The organism is Moraxella sp. FZFQ2102, from assembly GCF_024137865.1.
Lineage (GTDB): Bacteria > Pseudomonadota > Gammaproteobacteria > Pseudomonadales > Moraxellaceae > Moraxella.
On sequence record NZ_CP099960.1, the window covers coordinates 825,520 to 851,395 of the forward strand.

Here is a 25,876-nt window from a genome sequence, read left to right on the forward strand (position 1 = left end):
TGCATTGTAGTGGTCAACTAATTCAACAGTCCCTGATAAGTTGATTTTGCTGGAACTGGTGCCAGACCTTGATTGTATTGATGTGGACGAATGTGATTATAATACATCACATAGTCTTTGACATCATTCATTGCACTTTCAACATCACGATAACCGCCTTTTGGCATCCACTCATGTTTAAAACTACGAAACCATCGCTCCATTGGGGCATTATCCCAACAATTGCCTCGGCGACTCATGCTTTGGACTAGCTTGTGTCTGTTTACACAAGCTGTAAACTTGTCACTGCCATAAATACTGCCTTGATCGGAGTGAAAGATCATGTTTGGTGTGTGTTTGATGTTTAGCATGGCATGGTTTAATGCATCAATCACTAAATTTGCATCATGACGATTACCAAGCTTCCAGCCCACTACTTGACGATTGGATAAATTAATAACCACTGCCAAATAATGCCACACGCCGTTAACCTTCAGATAGGTTGTATCACCACAAAGCACCGTTATATGAGGCTTAGGACTAAACTGTCGCTCCAGAATATTGTCAAATATTTGGCCATTGTCTTTGTCTTGATAACGCCATTTTTGCGGTTGTTTGCTAAATAAGCCTTGCTGCTTCATAAGCTTACGCACTAAATACAAGCCAACTGTGATACCTTTTGCTTGCAATCGTGCTTTGATACTGCGTTTACCTGCTGAGCCTCTGCTTTCGTCAAAAATGGCTTTTATGTGAGTGGCGATACCAACATGCTTAGCTGGTTTATTAGCCTGTCGTAACTGGGTATAGTAAGCACTTTCACTGACGCCAAATAACTTACATAAACGCTTGATGCCGTGCGATTTTAATGTCTTAATTGCTTGGTATTTTTGCTCTCGAGAGATATTAAAATCGCTGTAGCCTTTTTTAGAATCAGCTTGTCCTCTTCTAGCACTCTGATTCTATCTTCTAGCTCACGAATACGTTGTTGATCAGGACTGATTGGTTTTGAGCCTGCAAGTACATAGCCTTGATGTTCTGCTTTGACTTGGCTTAACCAGCGTCTAAATGATGTTTCACCAACATCCAATTCCTGACAAGCCTGGGATATGCTGTAGCCTTTGTCTGTGACTAATTTTACTGCTTCTAATTTAAACTCTGCACTAAAGCTTCGTCTTGGTCGTCTCATGGTTTATCCTCATTTTTATGATATTGTACCACTTATTGAGGACTGCGGGATTAGTGTACCACTACACATTTTTCTTCTATTATCTTTTTTATATCCATTAGTTTTTCTCCTTAAAATCATACACATAAATAATTTCATCATCTACTTTATTTATTCCTCCTGCTTTTTCATAACATTTACAAGCAGAAATATGCCAAGAGTTTTCATTTTCATCAAATACATACCCATCTCTTGACTGTCTAAGACGTTTATTCTGATTCATAATTATCAACCTTTTTTTGAAACTCAATCTGAAGATCTAATAATATCTTGTTAGCTTTTTCTCTTATATAACGTTGATTATAAATATTTCCTGATTTCTCGGATGTATGTCCCATAAGATGTTGTCTCATCTTTGCTTCTTTTTCAGGAGAAATAAAATCTTTATGAGAAGAATCATGATTTATATTTTGATTATTTTTATCCACCTTTCGTGAAAAATCTAAGTTCCATTCATGACGAAAAATATGCGGACGAATAATAGAAAATTTAGGATCTATCTTTTTCATTGTTGGTACAATAACGTTATCAAAAGAACTGGTACTAATTGGGTTTCCTTGCGTTTTTCCTTTTCGATGGGTTACAAATAAATATGGATGTTTATTAGCGTTAGGAATCTTAGAGCGATAGTTCATAATATAGTCATTGATAAGTTGAGCTATATTTTGTGAAATAGGAAGTCGCCTTTCTTTCGTTTTACTTACAGCTTGCTTCTTCCTTGTGTCAAATTTATCATCATGCGTTCGTCTAATTGTAATTGAGGATTTAGCTGTTCCTATATCAATAAATGGGATTTGAATTGATAATAGCTCTCCTCTTCTAATCCCTAATTCCTTTAATAAGATAAACATCAAATGGTTTCTTTTTCTAATTCCAATATCTTGAAATGGATTATTAGGATTAGAAAAGTTCGCAATAGACATAAACTCATCTAACAATCCATCAGGTAGCTCACTTTCTGGTTTGATAGATAATGTTTTATGATTTTTAGGTCTTGACTCTTTAATTAACGTAATTAGTTTCGTCAATTTTTCAATATATTCATTAGGTACATTAATTACTTTAGATAGAAATAATATGTATTCTGAAAGCGTTGTTAGTCTATTATATTGATGACTAAGAGATACGGCAGAATAAATATCAATAAATTGAGTCCTACCTTTCATTAACACACTTTTTTTTGTATTGATTACATTCTTTCGCTTTTTTACATTTATTCTCATATGTTGGATAAGAGATTCTAATTGGTTTTCTGTTAAGAGTACTTTGTTATGAATTAGATCACTAATAACAAGATTATTCTGTTTTTCCCAATTCATTATCCACTGTATAGTTCCCAGCTTATTTCTAATTGTGTTTACTGCGGATTGATTACGTAGTTCTACAGTTACCCATAAGGTTGAATAAAAATCAGGAATACCAGTTTTAACATTAACCAATATAGGAAAACGTTCTCCATTTGAAAAAAGGACTGTTTCTAATCTATGCATATTCATTTAATTTACAAAAATATCATATATAAATACTATCAAATTAAAGATGTTTTGTCAAAATTAATGTAAAAAAAGAGAAGTCTTATTTTATAAGGCTTCTCTCTGGTTTCTACGATGTATTTTTACATAATTTCTGTATATGGAATTCAGAATGGAATATCATCATCGGTGACATTCGCCGCCGGACTGATTACCGCTGCTTGCGGGGCAGGTTTTGGCTGTGCAGGCTGCGGTGCAGCTTGTGGTGCAGGCTGCTGAAACGAGTTATTTTGCGCCATATTATTCTGTGGTGCGCCGCCCATCGACGGCTGACCGAACGCATTATTATCATAACCACCCATTGGCTGTGCCATGCCTTGCTGAGCTTGGTTGTAGCCTTGGTTGTTGAACTGATTGTTATTTGGGTAGCGCGGTTGGTTGTTTTGGTAGCCACGGTTTTGGTTATTATAGCCGCCTTGATTTTGATTGCCATAATTACCTTGATTCATGTAGCCGCCCTGATTGCCTTGATTACCTTGATAATCGCCGCCATTGTTGCGGTTGCCAAGCATCTGCATATTATCCGCGCGAATCTCGGTACTATAACGGTCTTGTCCTGTCTGTGGGTCTTGCCATTTGCGCGTGCGTAGGCTGCCTTCGACATAGACTTGCGAGCCTTTGCGCAAAAAGTCGCGCGCAATCTCAGCAAGGCGATTATTAAACACCACGCGGTGCCACTCTGTCTGCTCGCGCTGCTCGCCTGTGCTGCGGTCGCGCCATCTTTCGCTGGTGGCGATGGAGACTGTGGCGATCATACCGCCGTTATCGAACTGCTTCACTTCTGGGTCGTTACCTAAGTTACCCACAAGAATGACTTTATTTACACTCATGAACATCGTTCCTTAGTTGTTGTTAAAACTGATAAAATTCTTGTAATTTCAATCACTTGGCAAAAATTTCACTCAATGCGCTTATTTGATCAATGCAGCAAATCGTATGCCAAAAATTGCATAAATTTAGTGCATACTTTACGCAATTTAACTCAAAATTGCTAGCGATTTTTGATGGCGTTTACAAATTATTTTGCCGCATCGAGCATCGGTTTTAAAAACCGTCCTGTATGCGATTTATCATCCATCGCCACCGTCTCAGGCGTGCCGACAGCGACGATTTCACCGCCACCGCTACCACCTTCATAACCCAAATCCACGATCCAATCAGCGGTCTTGATCACATCCAAATTATGCTCGATCACCACGACGGTATTGCCGCGATCGCGCAGGGTGTGCAAAATGTGCAAAAGCTTGGCGATGTCATGAAAATGCAGGCCTGTGGTCGGCTCATCCAAGATGTACAAAGTCTGCCCCGTGTCGCGCTTGGACAGCTCTTTGGCAAGCTTGACGCGCTGCGCTTCACCACCTGATAAGGTCGTCGCCGACTGCCCAAGGCGGATATAGTCCAAGCCCACTTCGTGTAAGGCTTCAAGACGGCGATGGATCACCGGAATCGCTTCAAAAAACGCCATCGCTTCTTCGACGGTCATGTCCAGCACATCTGAGATTGATTTGCCTTTATATTTGACTTCCAGCGTTTCGCGGTTGTAGCGTTTGCCATGACAGACATCACACGGCACATACATATCTGGCAAAAAGTGCATCTCAACTTTAATCAAGCCATCGCCCTGACAAGCTTCGCAGCGACCGCCTTTGACATTAAAGCTAAACCGCCCTGCCTTATAGCCGCGCGCACGCGCTTCAGGTGTCTGTGTGAACAGGTCGCGAATCAGTGTAAATACGCCTGTATAAGTCGCTGGATTGGAGCGCGGTGTGCGCCCGATCGGGCTTTGGTCGATGTCCACCATTTTATCCAGATGCTCAAGTCCGCTGATTTTGTCGTATTTTTCTGGTGATAAAGTCGTCGCGTTATTGAGCATGGTAGCAGCAAGCGGCATCAAGGTGCGATTGATCAAAGTTGATTTGCCCGAGCCTGACACACCTGTGATACAAGTCATCACACCGATGGGGATGGCCAGATTGACATTTTTTAGATTATTGCCACACGCGCCATCGAGCCTAATGTATAAAGGCTCTTCGGTCGTGGTTTTGCTCTTACCCTTACCACTTTCGATCAAGACGGTCTTGGGCGTATGGCGCACGCTTGGCACTTCGATTCGGCGCTTGCCTGATAAGTATTCGCCAGTCAATGAGCCTTTGGTCTTAGCAATGTCTTTGGCTGTGCCTTGGGCAACCACACGACCGCCATGCACGCCTGCACCGATGCCGATGTCGATGATATGATCAGCTTGGCGGATGGCATCTTCGTCATGCTCGACGACGACGACCGTATTGCCCAGATCGCGCAGATGCGTCAAAGTCGAGAGCAAGCGGTCATTGTCGCGCTGATGCAGACCAATGGACGGCTCATCGAGTACATACATCACACCCATCAAGCCTGCACCGATTTGACTTGCCAAGCGAATACGCTGCGCTTCACCACCCGACAGCGTCTCAGCACTGCGCGCAAGGGTTAGGTATTCTAGTCCCACTTTGGTCAAAAAGCCCAAGCGTTCGCGAATTTCTTTAAAAATCTTATCTGCCACTTCACCTTTTGCGCCACCGATGTGCAGATTTTCATAATACTGCCACGCATCACCGATGGGCATGGTGATGATGTCGCCGATGACTTTATTATCCACTTGCACATGGCGCGCGATGTCGTTTAGGCGCACGCCATCACAGACATTACAGGCGGTATCGGACAGATATTGTGCCAATTCATCACGCACAAGGTTGCTTGTCGTCGTCGCATAACGCCGCTCAAGATAAGGCAAAATCCCTTCAAATGGCACGGTTTTGCTGCTTTTGCGACCATTTTCAAAGACAAAATCAAACTCGATTTTCTCTTTGCCTGAGCCGTGCAAGATGATGTCTTGGTGTTTTTTTGGCAAGTCTTGCCACGCGGTATCCATATCGATGGCAAAGTGGCGACATACGGTGGTCAAAATACCAAAATAATACGCATGGCGTTTATCCCAACCATGAATCGCCCCTTGGTTGAGCGACTTCTCAGGGTGAGTAACAATGCGATCAGCGGCGAAATACTGGCGTTTGCCCAAGCCATCACAAGCAGGACACGCTCCAGCAGGGTTGTTAAAACTAAACAGGCGTGGCTCAAGCTCGCTCACCGCACGATCACAGACTGGGCAAGAATGCTTGGCAGATAAAATCTGCTCATCATCACCATTTGGGTTGCCATCCATGTGGTGTAAGATAGCAATGTCATTGCCAAGCTTCAATGCCATCTCAAGGCTCTCAGCGACGCGATTGCCCAAATCATCTCGCACCTTGAAGCGATCCACCACCACTTCAATGCTGTGCTTTTTATTTTTCTCAAGGCTTGGCAATTCATCGGTATCATAAATCACGCCATCGATGCGCACCTTCGTAAAGCCCTGCGACGGCAACTGCTCAAGCAGCGCGGTATGCTCACCCTTGCGCTCACGCACCACAGGGGCAAGGATCATAAGCTTGGTGTCATTTGGCAGCGCAAGCACGCCATCGACCATCTCGCTCACCGTCTGCGCCACCATCGGCTCGCCGTGCTCAGGGCAATGCGGCGTACCAACGCGCGCGAACAGCAGGCGCAGATAGTCATACACTTCGGTGATCGTGCCGACGGTCGAGCGCGGGTTGTGGTTGGTGGATTTTTGTTCAATAGCAATGGCAGGTGATAAGCCATCGATGCTATCAACATCAGGCTTTTCCATTTGGCTTAGAAACTGGCGCGCATAGGCAGACAGACTCTCGACATAGCGGCGCTGACCTTCGGCGTACAAGGTATCAAAGGCAAGGCTTGATTTGCCCGAGCCTGACAACCCTGTGATGACGACAAATTTATCGCGGGGAATATCGACATCGATGTTTTTAAGATTGTGCGTGCGTGCACCACGGATACTGATTTTGTCGTGTGCCATGAGAGTGCCTTTTGCTTTTTTATTGGGGAATTTTAAAGGCTTATTATAAGGCATTTGCAAGGTGAATTGGGGGATTTTACGGTGAGAAATTGTAAGAAAACCAGCCATCAGATTACAAAACAGCCATCGTAACTGCATAAAAATTATGCTACCATGCCAATTGATATTTTTATAAACAATAAGAATTAACGCCATGTTTTTTGTAACTTTTGACACCAAAGATTTTTCGGTAGCATACGCCAGACAAGTGGTCGAACGCATCATTCATTTTGATGACAAACATAACATCTTGACCGCTGAGCAACGCCAAGGATGCTTGCAAATCCTGCGTCCAACTTTATCAAACAATGAAACAGAAGTAAAAAAACTGTGCGATCATCTGGTTGATACACTTGTGGTGAAAGACGACAAAGGCGTGATGCGTCGTTTTTATCGTGATAATGATGCAGGTCTGGTATATTTTGGCGATGAAGAAGGCTGGAAAACCGCCCAAAAACTGCACCGCCACCCTGATCTTGACCCGACACACCTACATCAAGACTGATCCGTGCAGTACCACATCATCTTAGGCGGCTCATTCGATCCTATTCATCATGCGCATCTGCAGATGGCGATGGCAGCGTATGAGCAATTATCCGCGCGGCAGTTACCAGTTACGGTGACGCTCTTACCCACCGCAGGCAATCCTTTTAAGGGTGCGCCCACGCCTGCCATCCATCGCCTAACTATGATGCGCCTTGCTGCTACAGGCTTGCCAGTTATCATCGATGAGCGAGAAATCCACGCACCACCGCCTGTGTTTACCATCGATACCGTGCAAGCGTTGCGCGATGAATGCGCCGATGATGTGCTGATTTATCTGATCGGTCAAGACAGTCTCAATAGCCTGCCACGCTGGAAAGGTGGTGATGCGCTGCCTGATTTGGTGAAGTTTTGGGCATTTGATCGCGTGGGTGAAGTGCAGCAAGTTGATGATGATATTAAGGTGCGTCTGACCGATGATTTGGATCGGTTTTTATCTTGTGATGGCTTGATTTATCAAGATTCTACGCCAATTGCACAGATGTCATCAAGCCAAATTCGCACACTGATTCGTGATGGCGGTGATGTGACAGCGTATCTGCACCCTGCGGTGATTGAATATATTGGCACACATCAGCTGTACTAAGCCTGCCAAAGTATGTTATACTTACAAGTTTACTGATTTTATATATTTAATTTTATGACTACCCTAACTTTAGAGCAGACCCTAGACCTAGTCGTCGCAACGCTTGACGATCTAAAAGCCAAAAACATCACCACCCTTGAGATCGCGCACCTGACTGAAGTCGCTGAGCGCATCGTGATCTGTGAAGCCACTTCTAAGCGTCATGTTAAAGCCTTGGCAGATAAGCTGGGTGCAGCGACCAAAGAAGCAGGCTTGATGCCGCTTGGTCGCGAAGGTGATAAAGACAGCGACTGGACGCTGGTGGATCTAGGCGCGGTGGTCGTGCATGTGATGACGCCGCAAGCGCGCGAGTTTTATGATCTTGAAGGTCTGTGGTCGTCGCCAGACGCCCTAAAAGCTTTGGCAGTTGCTCCAAAAGACTGATTAAGATAAATGATAAAAACGCTCAATGTGATATTGGGCGTTTTTGTTCATTAAACGATATGCTTGCACAACATACCAGTATTTTGGATTTTGTAATTCTAAATCATAAATAAAATGAACTTCATTGAATCAGCACAATCTACACAAGTAACCTTGTCACGCTTACAAGAATTTCGCTCAGGTCAAGCCAAAACAGTGCCAATAGCTACCGCAAAAGCTCGCGGCAAACAAAAGCTGCTTGCCAAAGCAAAATCTATGATTGTAGCTTAAACCTACGCTAGCCGATAATACCACGGATAATGCCTCCCAAAGCCAATCTCAGCCAAATTTGCCAAGATCCGCGCCGTCAAGCCCCATACCACCTGCTCACCTACGCCATCACAGCCAAGCCATGCAGGGGTGCGCAAAATGTATCGCTGATCGCCCACTTGTCGCATCATCTGATGATCGATAGGTGGTGAGAGAATATCAGCAAACGGCAGCCAAAAAATCGCGCCAATCTCATCTTCATTGGCGACCAACTGCCCCATCGCCGCCGCATCGATCGCCATCACCACAGGACGCACAAGTAAGCCTGCACGCGACATCTGCATGGGCAGATAGCCAATCAGCGTCGTATGCACTTCCATCAGTCCCACTTCTTCATGTGCTTCACGCAGTGCTGCAGCACGGCTTGACGCATCCGTCTCATCAACCTTACCACCGACGAACGACACTTCCCCTGCATGACTATTCAAGGTCGCAGCACGCTGCGTCAGCAAAATACGCGGCACAGCTTCATCGGTGATGGCGACCAGCACGCAGGCATCGGGCTTGGGCGTATTCAGACACGCTTGCTCGGATTTGGTGGCGACACTGGCTGAGACCAGCTGATTATCGCCTCTGGATAAAGGCAGCACATCACTACCGCCATCTTGCCAGTATTGATGAATTTTCTTGGCAAGTGTGGCAAATTGCCCATCGATCGGCGGTGGTGTGTCACGATCGATGAATGACTGCGGTGGTGTGTGGATGGTCGTGTGCATGGTGTTTATCGGCGCAAATTTTGATTTGTAATTGTGGATTATTTGATTTAAACTAAATCATACCCCTGCAAAAGTCAAGAGCCAAACCATGCCTTATTGCCTACAGTGCGGCACTCAAGCCCAAGAAACCATCCCTGCTGGTGACAGCAAAATCCGCATCGTCTGCCCTGCTTGCGGCTACATTCATTATGACAATCCCAAACTGATCTGCGGCTCACTCGTGCGTCACAAGGACCAAATCCTAATCTGCCGCCGTGCCATTGAACCACAATACGGCAAATGGACGCTGCCCGCTGGCTTTATGGAAATCGGCGAAACCATGCTTGAAGGCGCACTGCGCGAAACCATCGAAGAAGCCGCCGCCATCGCCACCGACGCGCGGCTGTATTGCTTATTTGACATTCCTTATCTGGGGCAAGTGCATGCGATGTATCTATCGACACTGTCCGCCGATGGTCGCTATGGCGTGGGCGTCGAAAGCCTTGAATGTACACTGGTCAATGAAAGGGACATTCCGTGGGATGAGCTTGCATTTCGTACCATTCGCTTGACGCTTGAGCATTTTTTGGCGGATAAGCAAGCCATTATGGATAAAGGGCTTGACCCTGATGATTATGCCAATTATCCACTGCATCAAATCACACTGGATGAGATTGTGGTGGATGAATTGACTTAATGGCATATTAATTTGAGTATTATTATGAAAAATATTGTATTAATCTCTTGTGTATCTAAAAAACTCAACACAAAAGCACAGGCAAAAGATTTATATCAAAGCGCTTTATTTATCAAAAGCTTACAATACGCTCAAGGCTTAAAACCCGATGCCATTTATATTCTATCCGCCAAATATCATTTGCTAAAACTCGATGCAGAGATTGGGCCTTATGATCAAACTCTAAACTCAATGAAAAAAACCGATAGGCTAACATGGGGCGATGTTGTTGCCGATCAATTATCCAAGGTTGCCGACCTAAAGAATGACCAATTCATCATTCTGGCGGGCAATAAATACATTGAGCCACTACAAAGTCATCTAGAAAACATCCAGCTCCCGTTGCAAGGGCTAAAGATTGGCGAAAGACTCAAATTTTTAACCGGCCATCAAAAACAAGGCTAAAATATGGACTTTGCATTAAAATTACACGAATTATTTAACAAGCAGGCTCGCTACTGCTTTTCCCCTAATGGTAAGCAAACCCATCCTTGCCTCCCCTTTGATGACAAACAAATTCCCAAAAATGGTATTTATATCATTTTTGAAAATGGCGAAACCGTTCAGGGCATGGCTAGAATTGTGCGTGTTGGCACTCATACTGGCAACAACCAATTGCGCTCAAGGCTAAAACAACATTTTATCAATAAGAATAAAAATCGCAGCATCTTCAGAAAAAATATCGGTCGCTGTTTTTTAGCACAAGAAAACCCAGAATATTTGCCTATTTGGGAACTTGACATCACACCAAGACTTGGTAGAGAAGAGAAGCTCAAAAAAATTGATAAAGATTACGAAAATAATCTTGAAGAAAAAATCAGTGAATACATCCAAAACAATCTGTCATTTTGTGTATTTGAAGTGCCAACAAAGGATGATAGACTGTACTGGGAAAGCAAAATCATTTCAACGCTTGCCAAATCAAGTGAAACCAAGCCATCTGACACTTGGCTAGGAAACCATTCCACCAAATTAAAAATCAGACAAAGCGGTCTGTGGCAGGTTAATTCATTGAATAATGAATGCCTGGATAAAGAAGATTTTGAACTACTATCACAATTGGTTCAACAAACCGCAAAACCAAACGAAATGGCGTCAGTGTTGATGTGATATGAATGCTTTGATTTTATGGTGAATTGATAAAAATAACATATCACTCACCTTATGGCATGCGATATGTTATTGGTTGCGGTTTTGGATTTATTATCGCAAAATCAAACTTCCAAAATAAAATTAATCGGTCCATCATTTTGGGCGATGACCTGCATATTTGCACCAAACTGCCCTGTAGCAACATTAGGATGCTTACTTTTGGCGTATTCGACCAATTGCTCAAATAATGCACTTGCTAGCGCAGGCGGCATCGCTGGCGCAAAGTCAGGACGGCGACCTTTATCAGTCTTCGCCATCAAGGTAAACTGCGACACAAGCAGCAAGCCACCACCGACATCGGCGACACTTTTATCAAGTTTTCCTAATTTATCCACATCGGTGACATTCTCAAAAATCCGATAAGTCAAAATCTTATCAATCAATCGGCAAGCTGTGCCAAAATCATCATCATGTCCAATGCCGATATAAGCCAATACACCTGCATCAATCGCGCCGATGGTCTGTCCATCGACATCGACCCTAGCAGTAGTGACACGCTGAATTAGGGCTTTCATAGATTTATCCTTTTTATTTTAATTTCAAAATCAAAAATAAAATCCGCTCATCCTGATTTTGTCAAAGGATGGCGGTTTTTTATCATTTATGCCACCACAGGGATTTCCCACCACTGAGTCTGTGGATGATACTTGTGCAGATAGTTTTGTAAATAACGCTTGCTGTCGGTCGCGATCACGGTATCTTGGCTATCATCAGCAAGATTATAAGCGATAGCATGAATAATGATACCTTTATTTTTTAAAATATCTAAAGTAAGTAGCGTGTGATTGATACTGCCAAGCCTGCCTGAAGTCACCACGATCACAGGATAATCGTGCGCTGCGATATGATCAATGGTCAGCACATCGCCCTGTCCATTATTCTGCTCATTATCCAATAATGGCACCATCACACCGCCTGCGCCTTCGAGCAGCACCACCTGATAACGCTTAGCAAGTTCATCGGTGCAGGCGGCAATCTGATCAAGATCAACTGCCACACCATCAAGGCGACTTGCCAGATGTGGTGATGCAGGATAACTTAATAATAGCGGCATGGTCAGCCGTACGCCATCTTGATTGGGCAGATCATCGGGCATCAGCGCCACACTCATCAGCTCTCTGTGCTTGACGATGTCATCACTGATGGTAGCATTGCCTGTCTGCACAAGCTTCTGCGTGATCACCGAAACGCCATCATCCATCAGCCGACGCGCGATCACGCCTGTGGCGATGGTCTTGCCAATGTCAGTATCAATACCCGTCACAAAATAAACGCCTTTCATGGCTTATACCTATAAGTTTTATTAAACAATTAATCTTAAATTTATGATACGATAAATCACGCACGCAGCTTACTTACGCGCGATCACCATCATCGGATGATAAGTCAGCGGCACGCCTTGCTCAGTACTAAGTGACTGATATGCTTGATAAAATTCTTCCAAAGCAGCGCGCGTCCAGTGAAACCCATCACCCGTCGCCGTCACGCCCGTCGCCTTAAGATGTCTTAGCACCGCCATCGGATGCTCAAAATACAGCACCTGCTGCCACTCATCCACCAGTTCGATCTGCCAGCCTTGCGCCGCGACGCATTCTGTCAGCGTATCTTTGGTATAATAGCTCAGCCCCTGCCCTGTCAGCTGCCTGATTTCACTTAGGTTATTCACGCCAAAGGTGCTAAAGGCAAGTATCGCCCCTTGTCGGCTGCTGTGATACAGTTTATTAATTAGATTATCTAATGGATAAATCCACTGTAAACTTGCCCCAGACAGCACCAAATCCACAGTATCAAGCAGCGGCTGCGTGCTGATATCACCGATCAGATAGTGATAATCTGCCTGCGCCATATATCGCGGATTGTCCGTGATGTGCTCGTACAAATCATTCAAAATCAGCGTATTTGCCGTGCAATGGTGAGCAAATTTCTCACTCAACAGACCACTACCACAGCCAATCTCTAGCACCGTATCGTAATGCGTACCACCATACCCCACAAGCTGCGCCACAAGCTTATCCGCCATCTGCGCCTGCACCAGTGCCGCGCCTCGATAGCTGTCATAAGCTTTGGCGAAACGCTGGGCGATGTGTTGGGCAGAGACATTCTTTGGCATATCAATCACTTAGATAAACTTAAAATTCAAGCAATGGTCTTTAGCACTTGGCAAAACTGGGTAAATTCATCATCACTAATGGCAGTATTTAGACAAATACGCAGTCTAGCCTGCCCCACTGGCACGGTCGGTGGTCGCACGCCCAGCACCAAAAATCCCGCCGCCTGCATCTGATCGGCAAGCGCAAGCACGCGATCATTATCATGGACAATCATCGGTACGATCTGACTTGCCGATGGGCAGGCATAGCCCATTGCAGTGATTTGTTCTCTGAGCATCTGACTGCGCTGCTGCAGCTGCGCACGCTCATCACTCATGCCAATGATACGCTCAAGCACAAACTGCGTCCACGCGATATTCAATGGTGGCAGCGCGGTGCTAAAAATCAGCGGACGCATAGTATTGATTAGATAATCTTTAATAATATCATGACAAATCACATAGCCACCGACCGATGCCATTGCCTTGCCAGATGCTCCGACAATCAGCTCAACATCATCAATACAGCCAAACTGCTCAGCACAGCCCAAGCCCATCTCGCCACATACCCCAATCGCGTGCGCTTCGTCGATGTACAGCATGGCTTTGTCATAGCGATTTTTCATCTGCACCAATGCTGGCAAATCAGTGACATCACCATCCATACTGAAGATACTCTCGGTTAAGATGACAATGCGATGAATGCTATCATCGTCTTGGTATTTGGCAAGTAGTTTGTCAAGCTGTGCTAAATTTTGATGTTGATAGCGCACACACTTCGCCCCTGCTGCGGTAGCAAGGCGAATGCCATCGATCATACTGGCATGCACCAATTTATCCGCCAAAATCATCGTGCCGCTATCACAAATCGCAGGAATGATACCGACATTGGCATGATAGCCGCTGTTAAACAGCAAGCAAGCTCGTCCAAACAGCGTGCTCATGCGCTCTTCTAGTGCGGTATAGCTTGTAAAATTGCCTGTCAGAAGCCGTGATGATGACGAAGTCAGCAGTAAGTTTTCGCCATAATTTTTGCTGATTTTATCAATATTATCTAAAAATTCTTCTTGTAATTGACCCTTTTGAGCGATGCCCAGATAATCATTACTGGCAAGATTAACCAGCCGCGTATCTGCCATTTGCACTTGAGATTGATCATGAATCAAAGCGCGAAAAGCACGATGATTGTGCTTGGCTTTGAGCATATCCAGATGATCGCTAAAATGGGCTAAGAGCTTATCATTCATTGAATTTGTATTTTCCTTAATAAATTCATCAGTCCAATTTTAAACCGTTATTTGGTAAATCTTTAATCAATTCAACCAGTTGGCTAAGCAATAATATCAATTCATCATCACTGATGACAAAAGGCGGCATCACATAGACCAGCTTACCAAATGGACGAATCCAAATACCACGAGCAACGCACTGCGTCTGAATCCATGCCATATTCACAGGATGGATCAGCTCCACCACACCAATCGCCCCAAGAACGCGCACATCAGTGACATGGTCAAGATTGATAAGATTGGCTAATTGATCATGGCACATCTTCTCAATGCGACGAACAGCAGCTTGCCAATCGCTATCGAGTAGCAGCTGCGTGCTTGCCAGAGCGGTGCGGCACGCCAAAGGATTGCCCATAAAAGTCGGACCATGCATGAACACGCCCGCATCGCCGCGACTGATGGTATGAGCGACTTGGCTTGTGGTCAGCACCGCCGACAGCGTCAGATAGCCGCCTGTCAATGCCTTGCCAAGACACAAAATATCAGGCGTGATGTCCGCGTGCTCATAAGCAAATAGCTTGCCTGTACGCCCAAAACCTGTGGCGATCTCATCCAAAATCAAAAGCACGCCATACTCATCGCACAGCTTGCGGATTTCACGCAGATAATTGGGATGATAAAAGCGCATACCGCCTGCACCTTGTACCACAGGCTCGATGATGAACGCGCCGATTTGTTCATGATGCTCCGCAAACGCTGTGCGCACCGCCATCATCTCATCATCGCGCCACGGCTCACCGGGGCGAATCGATGGCGCAGGCACAAAAATCCGCTTAGGTAATGCCGTGCCAAACAGCCCATGCATCCCCGTGACAGGATCGCAGACACTCATGGCATTCCAAGTGTCGCCATGATAGCCTGAGCGCGTGGTGATGATATTGGTTTTGTTAGGTTTGCCAAGCGCGTGCTGATATTGCACCGCCATCTTTAGCGCGACTTCCACCGCTACCGAACCTGTATCAGCGTAGAAAATATGCTGCAAAGGCTTGGCTGTCATCTCAAGCAAGAGCTTACCCAATGCGATCGCAGGCTCATGCGTCAGCCCACCAAACATAATGTGTGACAGCTGCCCGACTTGCTCGGTGATCGCCGCATTGATCACGGGGTGATTGTAGCCATGCAGCGCGCACCACCAAGACGACATCCCATCAATCATCACTGTGCCATCAGACAAAGTGATGCGACAGCCGTCCGCGCGAGCCACTTTCAGCGCAGGCAAAGGGTTGATCATCGAAGTATAAGGATGCCACAAATGGGCGGTGTCAAAATCATCCGTGGGTAGCATGGTGGTATCTGTTCGGCAAATAAACACAGATTATAGCATAAGTTCGGCGGTGAGATGGGCGGGAATTGGGGTGGTTTTCAAAGAAAGTCTTGGGGTGGGTTTTGGGCGGATTTGATGAAGGTTTTTTGGAAAAAAAGGCAACAAAAAACCCCTTGAAAGCTAATATTTTCAAGGGGTTTATGGGTTTTTGTACCAGTTTGTCGTTCTTTGCAAATCCTTGCAAAAATCATGTATGGCGGAGACGAAGGGATTTGAACCCTTGATGCGCTATTAACGCATACACACTTTCCAGGCGTGCGCTTTCGACCACTCAGCCACGTCTCCAAAGAACCGCTATTATACGGATTTTACGCCCAAATTGCAATCACTCTTAAGCATCAGGCAGCCTTGCCATCCATATCGCCACAGCCAATAATAGCACTGCCACCATGCTAAGCACCCAAAGCGGTGTGCCACCGATCAATAAAATCAGCACCGATACCGTCATCATCGTCCACGCCAAATATTTGGCACGGCGGGGAATGGCACGGCGCGTCTGCCAATCAATAATCATCCGCCCAAAAGTCGGATGCGTGAGCAGATAATCAGAAAATCGCCGCGAGCTTTTGGCGAAACAAAATGCCGCCAATAAAATAAACACCGTCGTCGGCATCACAGGCAGCACCGCACCGATCACGCCCAAAATCAGCGATACCACGCCCAGCACAAAGTACATCGCGCGAATCGCTGGATTTTTGGGCAAGGTGGGCGGCGTTGGCATGGTCATGGTATTTCTAAATTTAAGCATGATGATTAAGCATTTTGGTCTATTGTAGCGGATTTACCCAAAATTTCTAATCAAAAAATTTCAAAATCCATCGTCGGTTTTATTGAATATACGCAACATTTTTCTTCTGTACGCCCCATCGTTCTGTGCTACAATGAGTGCAATTTCATCAGTTTATGGATCGTTATGAGTCTATTTACCCTACTACAAAACATCGTCCCACAGCAAGCCTTAAGCGAAGCGGCAGGCGCACTTGCCAAAAGTCAAAACCCTTATGTCAAAAAAGCCCTAATCCACAGCTTCGCCAAAGCCTATGGCATCACGCTCGATGAGTATGAGCGTGGCTCACTCGATGACTATGCCAGTTTTAATGACTTTTTTACTCGTGAATTAAAAGACAACATCCGCCCGATTGATGGCGATGAAAATAGTATCATCTGCCCTGCTGATGGTACGGTGTCGCAAGCAGGCGACATTCATCACCAAGCTATCTTACAAGCCAAAGGCCGTGATTATGAAGTCGGTCAGCTCTTGGCTGATTATGACGATGGTCAGTATTTTATTGATGGCAGTTTTGCGACGATTTATCTAGCACCGAGCAATTATCACCGTGTGCATCTGCCGTTTGATGGCAAGCTGATTGCCACTCGCTATGTGCCGGGTACGCTATTTTCGGTGAATAATACCACCGCCAATGCTGTGCCTGATTTGTTCGCGCGCAATGAGCGCTTGGTATGTCTGTTTGAGACTGAGTTTGGTCGTGCTGCGGTGGTGCTGGTCGGTGCGATGATTGTGGCGGGGATTGAGTGCGTCGCGACTGGTCAGATTCGCCGTACGCCGTACATTCAGTATCGCACGCATGATATGGATATGAAAAAAGGCGATGAGCTTGGCAGATTTTATCTGGGCTCGACAGCGATTGTTGTATTGCCAAAATCAGCAGGCAACACTTGGCTTGATGGCATCACTCATGGTCAAAAAGTGGTGATGGGTCAAGCCATCGGCAAATTAGCAAAATAAGGATAAGTCATGACAGCGGTACTGATTGACACCCTAAAATCCATCGTCGGCAAAGACAATGTCCTAACCCAAGATGGTGATATGCGTTGGTATAATCAAGGCAGACGTTTTGGCAGTGGTAAGGCGTTGTGCGTGGTTATTCCTGCAACTTTATTAGAACAATGGCAAGTGCTAAAAGCCGTGGTTGAAGCGGATTGTATTATCATCATGCAAGCGGCAAATACAGGTTTAACAGGCGGTTCAACGCCCTATGGCGACTATGACCGTCCTGTGGTGATTTTAAGTACTCGCCGTTTAACAGGTATTCAACCGATTTTAAATGGTGAACAAGTCGTATGTTTACCGGGGGCAACCTTAGATGCTTTGGAAAAAACGCTTGCGCCCTTTAACCGTGAACCACATTCGGTGATTGGTTCATCGTGTATTGGTGCATCAGTATTGGGCGGTGTGTGTAATAATTCAGGGGGTGCACTCGTCCGTCGGGGGCCTGCCTATACCGAACTTGCCCTATATGCCAAAGTCGATGAAGATGGACAATTACAGCTAATCAATCATTTAGGGATTGATTTAGGAGAAACACCTGAAGAAATCCTAACACGATTACAAAATAATGATTACCAAGTGCATGAGTGCTGTCAAAATCACGGACGCACAGCATCTGATAAGCGTTATGCCCACGATGTCCGCCAAGTCGATGCAGACACCCCTGCTCGTTTTAATGCTGACCCAAGCCGATTATTTGAAGCATCAGGTTCTGCAGGGAAAGTGTGTGTGTTTGCGGTGCGTTTAGATACCTTTGAAAAAATTGCTAGCCGAGTATTTTATATTGGCAGTAATGACCACAATGATTTAACCGAAATTCGCCGTTATTTATTAACCGAGTTACCACGCTTGCCGATTGCAGGGGAATATATTCACCGTACCGCCTACGATATTGGGGCAAAATATGGCAAAGATACCTTTTTATTTATTGAAAAATTTGGTACAGCCAAAGTCACACACGCCTTTGCTTTAAAAGATAAAGTCGATGGCATTTGTGAAAAATTACATATTCAAGGGCTAACTGACCATACGTTACAAGCGATTACCAGTTTAATGCCTTCGCATTTGCCAAAACGTATGAATGAGTTTCGTGATTTATACGAACATCATTTAATTTTACGCATTGAACACCAAGATGTCGAAACGGTCGGACATTTTTTAACAGAATATTTTGCCAAACATACGACAGGCAATTATTTTTTATGTGACGATGAAGAAGGTCGCAAGGCATTTTTACATCGTTTTGCGGTTGCAGGGGCGGCGATTCGCTATCGTGATACCCATCGCAATGAAGTGGAAGATATTGTTGCTTTAGACATTGCTTTACGCCGTAATGACCGTGATTGGGTCGAAACCTTGCCTGAAGAGATGGAAAAAAATATTATCCATAAATTGTATTATGGGCATTTTATGTGCCATGTGTTCCATCAAGATTATATTGTGAAAAAAGGCATAGACCCACTGGCAATGGAGCATGAAATGTGGAAATTGTTAGATGAGCGTCGTGCAGAGTATCCTGCTGAACATAATGTTGGACATTTATATGTGGCAAAACCAAGCCTAAAACAGCATTATCAAGCCCTTGACCCAACCAATCAATTTAATGTGGGCATTGGACATACGTCTAAGAAAAAACATTGGGCTTAAATCCACCCATGCAATGTTGCAATAAAAATCACCCGATGGTAATGCGATCGGGTGATTTTTATTGATGGAAGTAATTAGCTAAACATGCCCAAGAAACCTTGCAAGATGGCGACGTTCATCAAATCCACAAAGAATGCACCCACCATCGGCACAATCAAAAACGCCTTATGTGATGGGACATAACGGTCGGTGATGGCCTGCATATTGGCAATCGCTGTCGGTGTCGCCCCCATGCCAAAGCCGCAATGACCTGCCGCCAACACCGCTGCATCATAGTCCTTGCCCATGATACGGAAAGTAACAAAGTAAGCATAAGCAATCATCACCACTGTCTGTACTGCCAAGACCACGAGAATCGATGGGCCCAAGTCCGCCAATTCCCACAGTTTCAATGACAATAAAGCCATCGCCAAGAACAATGACAATGCCGCATTACCAAAGACATCGATGGCACGGTCAAACATATCAAAGTTAAAGAAAGTGGTCAAAGTATTACGAATCACCACACCGCCAAATAACGCCCATACGAAGGTCGGTAGCTCAAACCAAGTGTCCTTGGCGATGCCTGTCATGATATCGGCAAATGCCAAACACGCTGCAAATAGTGCCAGCGTCTCAATGGTCGATGATGCAGTAATCAAGCGGATATTATCAGGACGCTCGAACATCTCTTTGTGTGCAGTATCATCATCAATATTATGCTTGGTGCTATATAGCGACTGACTGTCTGCTACTTCTTCGACGGCTGAGCGGTTTTCTTTGTCTTCGCTTGGCTTGATACCCAAATTGGTAATCAATCGTTTGGCAACCGGGCCACCAATGATACCGCCCGCCACCAGACCATAGGTCGCACAGGCGATGCCCAGTGTGGTTGCGCCGATGACACCGTATTTATCTTCAAAGGTCGTGCCCCACGCGCCTGCCGTACCATGACCACCAGTCAAAGAAATCGAACCTGCCACCAAGCCCATCAATGGATCTAGCCCCAGTGCCGATGCCACACCGACACCGACAGCGTTTTGGACAATGATGAATCCTGATACCACCACCAAAAACACGAGCAGCGGCTTACCGCCTGCTTTTAGGCGACCGAAGTCCGCCGACAGACCAATGGATGCAAAGAACATCAGCATACACGCCGTTTGTAGCTCTTTTTGAAAAGTAAAACTATAGCCAAACACTGCATTTAGCGTATAAACAATCGCTGCCGCAATCAAACCGCCCGCCACAGGCTCAGGGATGTTAAAATCTGACAAAAACTTGATACGCTTGACCATCGCTTTACCAAGCAATAGCACCATCGTCGCCAAAATCAGCGTATAGTAGCCGTTGAGTGTAATTTCCACACAGCCCTCCTTCAAAAACCCATCACACGCCTGCCAGTCTTCACCAACAAGCCATGATTAATAAGAAAATCAGAACAATTATTGCAAAACTCATAACATCATGAGTAAACCTTATCATTATAAGTGATTTTTTGGATAAATTGGGCAAAATTTCCGCTAATATCTTATTGATTTGTAAATTATTTTTTTATAGCTTAAAATTGTGTAAAATTTAATCAGACTTATGCAAATTTTCTCTACACTTATTCATAGGATATTCATATAAATGATAACAAGCCAAAACAAAACCCCAAACCACCATGAGTGATTTGGGGCAAGTTGTTATTCGGCTATTAACCTGTGATTAACGCAAGAATGCTCGAGCGTTGCGGAATAGACGCATCCACGCACCGTCGTTTTGCCATTCATCAGGCTTCCATGAATGATTCACCGCACGCAGATTACGCTCTGGATGTGGCATCATCAAGGTCACACGGCCATCATTACTACAGATACCCGTCACACCCTCTGGCGAGCCGTTCGGGTTCAGCGGATAATGCTCAGTTGGATTGCCTTGACTATCGACATAACGCAGGGCAATCTGGCCATGACGCGCCAGTTCCGCCATTGATTTGTCATCCAAATCAGCATAGCCTTCACCATGAGCGATGGCGATTGGCAAGATGCTGTCTTGCATCCCTTTTAGCAGGACGGATTTGGTACGCTCAACACGGACATTGACCGTGCGTGCTTCAAAGCGAGCTGATTTGTTCGCTCTAAAGCGTGGGAAATGCTCAGCACCGACCATCAAGTCCTTGAGCTGACTCATCATCTGACAGCCATTACATACGCCCAGCGCAAAGGTCTCAGGACGATGGAAGAAGCGAGCAAACTGCATACGCAGCTCATCATGGAATAGCACCGAGTTCGCCCAGCCCGAGCCTGCGCCCAGTACATCGCCATAGCTAAAGCCACCGCACGCCACCAAGCCTTCGAAATCACGCAGATTGATGCGACCGCTCATCAAATCGCTCATATGCACATCGATGGCATCAAAGCCTGCACGCACAAAGCCTGCACCCATCTCAAGATGACCATTGACGCCTTGTTCACGCAAGATGGCGACTTTTGGTAGGCTCGTACGGCTGTTGATATATGGCGCTTCGACCGCCAAATCTAGGTCAAAATTAGCATCAGCAATCAAGCCATGATGATTGATGTCACTGATTAGGGCAAATTCTTGGTCGGCACAGGCAGGGTTGTCACGCAGACTTTGGATGGCATGGCTGACTTTTGCCCATTCTTGTTGTAGCTCACTGCGATCAAAGGCAAGCTGTACCGTTGGCGTCGTGATGGTCAATTTATCCACGCCTGCACCACCTGCTGGTGTCGCCTTGGCATCACCAACAAGGCTTGTCAATGCTGATACACCATGCTCATCTGCCAATGCGACAAAGGCATCAACATCTTCAGGCAATACCTGTACCACCGCACCCAACTCTTCGGCGAATAGCTGACCAAGCAGATTGTCATCGCTTAGAGCAAGATTGATCGCCATACGGCTGGCAAACTGCATTTCAGCCACTGCCGCCACCAAACCACCATCACCGATGTCATGATATGCCTTGATCACGCCTGCTTTGGCAGCCGCTTGGATAAAGGCAAAGAAATTGGCAAGGTCGGCTGCCTTGTCCAAATCAGGGCAATCATTACCCAATTGGCTCAAGGTCTGTGCAAAAATCGAACCGCCCAAACGCAGCTTGCCGCCTGACAAATCAATGCGATACAGCACTGAGTCACTATTGACAAGTGCTGGCGTCAGCGTGCCTGCGACATCTTGGACAGGTGCAAAGGCAGTGATGATCAGGCTCATCGGTGAGCTGACTGTCTTGTCCACGCCATCATCTTGCCAGTTGGCTTTCATTGACAAGCTGTCTTTGCCCACAGGAATGGTGATACCAAGCGCAGGGCACAGCTCTTCGCCGACTGCGTGCACCGCGTCAAACAGTGCAGCATCTTCTTTTTCGTCGCCACAGGCTGCCATCCAGTTGGCTGATAGAGTCACATCGCTGATTTTGGCGATGCGTGCTGATGCGATATTGGTCACCGCTTCACCGACTGCTAGGCGTGCTGATGCCGTTGGGCTAATCAATGCCACTGGCGCACGCTCGCCCATCGCCATCGCTTCACCCGTGGTGGCGGTTAGGCTCGTGCTGGTCACCGCACAGTCTGCCACGGGCACTTGGTAGCGACCGACATACTGATCTTGGGTCACCATGCCAGTGATTGAGCGGTCACCGATGCTGATTAGGAATGACTTGCTGGCGACCGTTGGATGGCGTAGGACATCTTTGATACTCGTTGCCAAATCCACTGATGAGACATCCAAGGCACGCAGCTCAGTGTCACGACGACTAAAGCTACGCTTCATCTTTGGCGTACCACCAAGCAGCACTTGCATTGGCATATCAACAGGTTGCTCTGGTAATAGGCTGTCATCGACTTGTAGCTGACGCACCGCAGTCGCTGTACCCAAGATAGCATATGGGCAGCGTTCACGCGCACAAATGTCATCAAATAGCTTTTCGCTCTCAGGACGGATAGCCAGCACATAACGCTCTTGGGCTTCGTTTGACCAGATAGCCATCGGCGACATACCCGCTTCTAGTGATGGCACTTTACGCAGATTTAGGTGTGCGCCCAGCTCATGATCATCGACAAGCTCAGGCATGGCATTTGACAGACCACCTGCACCGACATCGTGGATTGAGATGATTGGGTTGTTATCATTGCCATCTTTTGCCATCGCCCAACAGGTGTCAATAACTTCTTGGCAGCGACGCTCCATCTCAGCATTATCACGCTGTACAGATGCAAAATCCAAGCCTTCGTCCAACTCACCACTATCCACCGAGCTTGCTGCACCACCGCCCAGACCGATTTGCATCGCAGGGCCACCGAGTACGATGAGCAAATCCCCTTCTTGGATGGCATTTTTTTGAACCAAATTACGCTTGATATTACCATAGCCACCAGCAATCATGATTGGCTTATGATAGCCACGCATTTGGCTGCCGTCTTGTTCGGCGGATGTATCCAGCTGGAAGGTACGGAAATAGCCGTTTAGGTTCGGACGACCAAATTCGTTAGCAAAAGCCGCACCGCCCAATGGACCTTCGATCATGATATCCAGTGCCGATGCCATGCGTGATGGCTTGCCATAGTCAGCTGCCGATACCTTGCCTGATGTTTCCCATTTTTCATGCATCGTTGGCAGGTGCAGATGTGAGACGCTAAAGCCTGTCAAGCCAGCTTTTGGCTTACCGCCACGACCTGTCGCACCTTCGTCACGAATCTCACCGCCAGCACCTGTCGCTGCACCTGCAAATGGAGCAATCGCCGTTGGGTGGTTGTGCGTTTCGACTTTCATCAAGATATCGACTTGTTCATTATGAAAACCGTACTGTGCTTCACCTGCATCGTTTTTGGTTGGATAAAAACGCTCAGCCACAAAGCCTTCCATCACCGCTGCGTTATCCTTGTAGGCCGATAGGATGCCTTCAGAATGCTTTTCGTGGGTGTTGCGAATCATCTTGAACAGTGATTTTGGCTGTACTTCACCATCGATCGTCCATTCGGCATTAAAAATCTTGTGGCGGCAGTGCTCAGAGTTGGCTTGGGCGAACATCATCAGCTCGACATCGGTCGGATTGCGGCCAAGCTTGGTGAAGTTTTCGACCAAATAATCAATATCTTCGCTCGATAACGCAAAGCCAAATTCAGTATTGGCAGACACCAGTGCATCACGGCCTTTGCCCATGATATCCACTGTGCTTAGGTGTGCAGGCTCGCCATCGACGAACAAGGCTGACACATCACCAAGCTCATAAACCAAGCTTTGGGTCATGCGATCGTGCAAGATGGCTTCGGCAGCAGGTGGCAGACGGCTTGGCAGATTTTCGCCTGTCAAGGTATAAACCACCACACGCTCAACACGGTGAATATCCACGCCACAGTTATTAAAAATATCGGTCGCCTTCGATGCCCATGGGCTAATCGTGCCAAAACGCGGTGCAACCACCACTTGCACTTGATTTGCACCTGCTGTGCTAAGGCTTGGCGTCTGACCTTGGTTCAATAAATCCAAAGCCTTCTTATGATCGGCATCAGATAATGGCGCATCAAAGACATAAACCTGCTGGCTGTCAAGCTTGCTGATGGCAAGCCCTGCCTTTTCTTTAAGTTGGTCTGCCAATTTCTTGGCTTGAAAATCGGTCAAAAATCCCAAACCTGCGATGGTGCTCATCATGGTGTTTACCCTTGCAAAAGTCGTCAGTTGATTGACAAAATGAAATGCTGATTATTATAACAGAAAATTAGGGCGAAATTTTGGGCAATAACAAAAGAAGTTGTAGATAATGATAAAAAAGGCTGAAAATTTCGTGATTTTCAGCCCAATGCTTGGATACTTGGGAGTGGTTAGCCACCGAACGCGAAGGTTGGTGGGTATTCTGCACTCATCCAGTGCCGCTCCCCCTCCTCCACTTGACCGCGATGCGGGGTAAGATGATACAGATTTTGAACAGCGCACAGTCTAAGCAAATCATCAACACTCTCAACTTGCACCGACAGTTTATCAACCGTCACCTGCGTTGGGAAAGTCGCCGTTTTGAGCTGATGATAAATCTCAGCCGCCATGCCAAAGGTACTCATCTGCATTTGCTTGACGCGAAAACCTGTTTGATAAAACATTTTGCGCGCATCAAAATCAGTAAAATATCGAATGTGCGTAAAATCCAGCAAGCCATAGTTTTGGTAACGCCAATGACCACGCACTGCGTCGAGCAGCACCAACAAATTGGACGCATTGGGCAAGCTGACCAAGACCTGCGCATCGTCACTGACTTTATCTTGCAGATCTTGCAATAACTCCCAAGGATTATAAAGATGCTCTAAAACATCAAATAAACACACCATATCAAACGGTGTATCAATGCCATAACTGCCCAAATCTGCTTTGGTCACATCTTCTTGGATAATCAAGTGGTAATCTTTGGCGGCGATTTCGGCTGCTTGGGCATTAAATTCACAGCCAACCAAATGCACATCAGGATAGCGGCGTTTCAGTTCGCGACCGACCGAACCGACATTACAACCAATGTCCAAAACGCGCATCGGCGCACGCTCAAGCAATGCCAAGCACTCAGGGCGCGGATTATCATCATAAGTCAAGCCATTGCTCGCGCGCTGCCAAACATACTGTGTCATACCATTCTCTTTA

General features: G+C 46.0%; 25 protein-coding genes and 1 tRNA gene. 9 read left to right on the forward strand and 17 right to left on the reverse strand.

The window, feature by feature from the left end:
- Positions 1-17 precede the first annotated feature (17 nt).
- The 6 genes from NGM44_RS03980 to uvrA form a co-directional block, all read right to left on the reverse strand.
- Positions 18-881 (reverse strand): IS3 family transposase, encoded by an 864-nt coding sequence (locus tag NGM44_RS03980; RefSeq protein WP_371923540.1) that lies wholly within the window; start codon positions 879-881, stop codon positions 18-20.
- Positions 842-1,165, reverse strand: coding sequence for a transposase (locus NGM44_RS03985; RefSeq protein ID WP_253222813.1), 324 nt, complete (start codon positions 1,163-1,165; stop codon positions 842-844). The genes NGM44_RS03980 and NGM44_RS03985 overlap by 40 nt, the downstream gene beginning before the upstream one ends.
- A gap of 97 nt (positions 1,166-1,262) precedes the next feature.
- On the reverse strand, positions 1,263-1,427 hold the full coding sequence (locus tag NGM44_RS03990) for a hypothetical protein (protein WP_162857400.1): 165 nt from the start codon (positions 1,425-1,427) through the stop codon (positions 1,263-1,265).
- Complete coding sequence (locus NGM44_RS03995) at positions 1,414-2,700, reverse strand: site-specific integrase (RefSeq protein WP_253224330.1); 1,287 nt, start codon at positions 2,698-2,700, stop codon at positions 1,414-1,416. The genes NGM44_RS03990 and NGM44_RS03995 overlap by 14 nt, the downstream gene beginning before the upstream one ends.
- A 143-nt stretch (positions 2,701-2,843) precedes the next feature.
- Positions 2,844-3,566 carry a single-stranded DNA-binding protein gene (ssb, locus tag NGM44_RS04000; RefSeq protein WP_305884157.1) on the reverse strand — a complete coding sequence of 241 codons (723 nt, stop codon included), beginning with the start codon at positions 3,564-3,566 and terminating at the stop codon, positions 2,844-2,846.
- A gap of 188 nt (positions 3,567-3,754) precedes the next feature.
- Positions 3,755-6,649, reverse strand: coding sequence for an excinuclease ABC subunit UvrA (gene uvrA / locus NGM44_RS04005; RefSeq protein ID WP_253224332.1), 2,895 nt, complete (start codon positions 6,647-6,649; stop codon positions 3,755-3,757).
- A gap of 193 nt (positions 6,650-6,842) precedes the next feature.
- Between uvrA and NGM44_RS04010 the strand changes: the two genes are divergently transcribed.
- The 4 genes from NGM44_RS04010 to NGM44_RS04025 all read left to right on the forward strand — a co-directional run bounded on the left by NGM44_RS04010 (position 6,843) and on the right by NGM44_RS04025 (position 8,510).
- Positions 6,843-7,193: a hypothetical protein gene (locus NGM44_RS04010; protein ID WP_253224333.1), complete on the forward strand. Its 351-nt coding sequence runs from the start codon at positions 6,843-6,845 to the stop codon at positions 7,191-7,193.
- Positions 7,194-7,196: 3 nt separating this feature from the next.
- Positions 7,197-7,817, forward strand: coding sequence for a nicotinate (nicotinamide) nucleotide adenylyltransferase (nadD, locus tag NGM44_RS04015; RefSeq protein WP_253224334.1), 621 nt, complete (start codon positions 7,197-7,199; stop codon positions 7,815-7,817).
- Positions 7,818-7,871: 54 nt separating this feature from the next.
- On the forward strand, positions 7,872-8,240 hold the full coding sequence (gene rsfS, locus NGM44_RS04020) for a ribosome silencing factor (RefSeq protein ID WP_253224335.1): 369 nt from the start codon (positions 7,872-7,874) through the stop codon (positions 8,238-8,240).
- Positions 8,241-8,354: 114 nt separating this feature from the next.
- Positions 8,355-8,510: a hypothetical protein gene (locus NGM44_RS04025; RefSeq protein ID WP_253224336.1), complete on the forward strand. Its 156-nt coding sequence runs from the start codon at positions 8,355-8,357 to the stop codon at positions 8,508-8,510.
- 2 nt (positions 8,511-8,512) lie between these two features.
- On the opposite strand, the gene NGM44_RS04030 is transcribed toward NGM44_RS04025, so the two are convergent.
- Positions 8,513-9,265 carry a CoA pyrophosphatase gene (locus NGM44_RS04030; RefSeq protein WP_253224337.1) on the reverse strand — a complete coding sequence of 251 codons (753 nt, stop codon included), beginning with the start codon at positions 9,263-9,265 and terminating at the stop codon, positions 8,513-8,515.
- Between the two features lie 88 nt (positions 9,266-9,353).
- Between NGM44_RS04030 and NGM44_RS04035 the strand changes: the two genes are divergently transcribed.
- Genes NGM44_RS04035 through NGM44_RS04045 form a run of 3 tightly spaced genes read left to right on the forward strand, consistent with a single transcriptional unit; the run spans position 9,354 to position 11,090 of the window.
- Positions 9,354-9,941, forward strand: coding sequence for an NUDIX hydrolase (locus tag NGM44_RS04035; RefSeq protein ID WP_253224338.1), 588 nt, complete (start codon positions 9,354-9,356; stop codon positions 9,939-9,941).
- 24 nt (positions 9,942-9,965) lie between these two features.
- A complete protein-coding gene (locus NGM44_RS04040; protein WP_253224339.1) occupies positions 9,966-10,385 on the forward strand; it encodes a DUF6884 domain-containing protein in 420 nt (139 codons plus the stop codon).
- 3 nt (positions 10,386-10,388) lie between these two features.
- On the forward strand, positions 10,389-11,090 hold the full coding sequence (locus tag NGM44_RS04045; RefSeq protein WP_253224340.1) for a hypothetical protein: 702 nt from the start codon (positions 10,389-10,391) through the stop codon (positions 11,088-11,090).
- 104 nt (positions 11,091-11,194) lie between these two features.
- Here NGM44_RS04045 and dtd read toward each other — a convergent pair whose 3' ends face one another.
- The 7 genes from dtd to NGM44_RS04080 all read right to left on the reverse strand — a co-directional run bounded on the left by dtd (position 11,195) and on the right by NGM44_RS04080 (position 16,555).
- Complete coding sequence (gene dtd / locus NGM44_RS04050) at positions 11,195-11,647, reverse strand: D-aminoacyl-tRNA deacylase (protein WP_253224341.1); 453 nt, start codon at positions 11,645-11,647, stop codon at positions 11,195-11,197.
- 86 nt (positions 11,648-11,733) lie between these two features.
- Entirely contained in the window at positions 11,734-12,414 is a 681-nt protein-coding gene (gene bioD / locus NGM44_RS04055) for a dethiobiotin synthase (protein ID WP_253224342.1), read from the reverse strand.
- Between the two features lie 69 nt (positions 12,415-12,483).
- On the reverse strand, positions 12,484-13,242 hold the full coding sequence (gene bioC / locus NGM44_RS04060) for a malonyl-ACP O-methyltransferase BioC (protein ID WP_253224343.1): 759 nt from the start codon (positions 13,240-13,242) through the stop codon (positions 12,484-12,486).
- A 26-nt stretch (positions 13,243-13,268) separates the two neighbouring features.
- Positions 13,269-14,468: an 8-amino-7-oxononanoate synthase gene (locus NGM44_RS04065; protein WP_253224344.1), complete on the reverse strand. Its 1,200-nt coding sequence runs from the start codon at positions 14,466-14,468 to the stop codon at positions 13,269-13,271.
- Positions 14,469-14,496: 28 nt separating this feature from the next.
- A complete protein-coding gene (bioA, locus tag NGM44_RS04070) occupies positions 14,497-15,795 on the reverse strand; it encodes an adenosylmethionine--8-amino-7-oxononanoate transaminase (RefSeq protein ID WP_253224345.1) in 1,299 nt (432 codons plus the stop codon).
- 233 nt (positions 15,796-16,028) lie between these two features.
- Positions 16,029-16,119 (reverse strand) — tRNA-Ser (locus NGM44_RS04075).
- 46 nt (positions 16,120-16,165) lie between these two features.
- Complete coding sequence (locus tag NGM44_RS04080; RefSeq protein ID WP_371923541.1) at positions 16,166-16,555, reverse strand: YbaN family protein; 390 nt, start codon at positions 16,553-16,555, stop codon at positions 16,166-16,168.
- Between the two features lie 192 nt (positions 16,556-16,747).
- On the opposite strand from NGM44_RS04080, the gene asd reads away from it, so the two are divergent.
- Together asd and dld are read left to right on the forward strand one after the other, a co-directional pair.
- Positions 16,748-17,581 carry an archaetidylserine decarboxylase gene (gene asd / locus NGM44_RS04085; RefSeq protein WP_253224347.1) on the forward strand — a complete coding sequence of 278 codons (834 nt, stop codon included), beginning with the start codon at positions 16,748-16,750 and terminating at the stop codon, positions 17,579-17,581.
- Positions 17,582-17,590: 9 nt separating this feature from the next.
- Positions 17,591-19,270, forward strand: coding sequence for a D-lactate dehydrogenase (gene dld / locus NGM44_RS04090; protein ID WP_253224348.1), 1,680 nt, complete (start codon positions 17,591-17,593; stop codon positions 19,268-19,270).
- Between the two features lie 74 nt (positions 19,271-19,344).
- Here the strand turns inward: dld and gltS are convergent, their stop codons facing one another.
- From gltS to NGM44_RS04105, 3 genes are all read right to left on the reverse strand, one after another.
- On the reverse strand, positions 19,345-20,616 hold the full coding sequence (gene gltS, locus NGM44_RS04095; protein WP_253224349.1) for a sodium/glutamate symporter: 1,272 nt from the start codon (positions 20,614-20,616) through the stop codon (positions 19,345-19,347).
- A 343-nt stretch (positions 20,617-20,959) separates the two neighbouring features.
- On the reverse strand, positions 20,960-24,904 hold the full coding sequence (gene purL, locus NGM44_RS04100) for a phosphoribosylformylglycinamidine synthase (protein WP_253224350.1): 3,945 nt from the start codon (positions 24,902-24,904) through the stop codon (positions 20,960-20,962).
- A 170-nt stretch (positions 24,905-25,074) separates the two neighbouring features.
- Entirely contained in the window at positions 25,075-25,863 is a 789-nt protein-coding gene (locus tag NGM44_RS04105; RefSeq protein WP_253224351.1) for a bifunctional 2-polyprenyl-6-hydroxyphenol methylase/3-demethylubiquinol 3-O-methyltransferase UbiG, read from the reverse strand.
- Between the last annotated feature and the right edge of the window lie 13 nt (positions 25,864-25,876).